Raw genomic sequence first — 875 nt, forward strand, 5'->3', positions numbered from 1 at the left:
ATGGAATATGACCCGAAACAGTTCCTGTGTACACTTTACTGCCTTCTTGCGCTGTTACTTCTTCATATAATCTTTTTTGAAGTGCTAACTCTCCTGCTGTGATAGATACAACAGCAAAGTTGCCTTCCTCCGTTTTCTGGAAGTGTTCAATGATAACAGGCTTTGTCCTACCCACTAGCCATTGAGGATTTTTAGGAACATTTATACCTGCCTCTGTAATGGGACAATATGCTGTTGTATGAGTACCAATTTGCATTGTAAGTACTTGTATACGCTCAGACTTTCCGTTTTTAGTCGGGAATAGCTTTTCAGATACGACTGTAATCAAGCCTTTTCCTACAGTGCGCTCACGTTTCATACGGGCTAATTCCTCTAGTTCATGTTCACGTACTCGCTCAAATTGATTAAAGTTTGTTTCTAGCACTGTGTCACCGTGTAGGTTCTCTGCTTCAAAAGCCATTCCAAGTTCTTCTACAGTTTGAGTGTTTGTCTTATCTTCTGCCATTATATTTTTCCTCCTAGAACGTAAAAAAGGACACACCTGTACCGTTGGGATGGTACGTAAGGTGTGTCCTTCACGTGAATTATGATTTATTTATATAGTTGTTAATACAAATATAATGGTGTTTCTACTCAAATGCAAGGGTAATTTTAAAATCATAAGTTTTTTATAGGCTAAACCAAAATCTAGAATGCAGTCTTACTAGGGGTACTGCCACATCGCTATCAAGCTAATAAAAAGAAATGCCCCCTAAAATGAAAAAATACGCTATTCTTTCTGTAGAATCATAGGAAAGGATGGCGTTTTTTATGTCTGTTTCTGTTTCTAACGAATTACAACTATTTGCTCAAGAGATTCAAAGTGCCCTATCTCC

Annotated in this window: 1 pseudogene; it reads right to left on the reverse strand. The window is 37.8% G+C overall.

Annotated features, from left to right (window positions below):
- A pseudogene (locus tag CO726_RS31115) lies at window positions 1-505 on the reverse strand (RNA-binding protein); the annotation flags it as partial.
- Between the last annotated feature and the right edge of the window lie 370 nt (window positions 506-875).

Origin of the sequence: Bacillus fungorum (genome assembly GCF_002746455.1) — a bacterium.
In the GTDB taxonomy this organism is placed as follows: domain Bacteria; phylum Bacillota; class Bacilli; order Bacillales; family Bacillaceae_G; genus Bacillus_A; species Bacillus_A fungorum.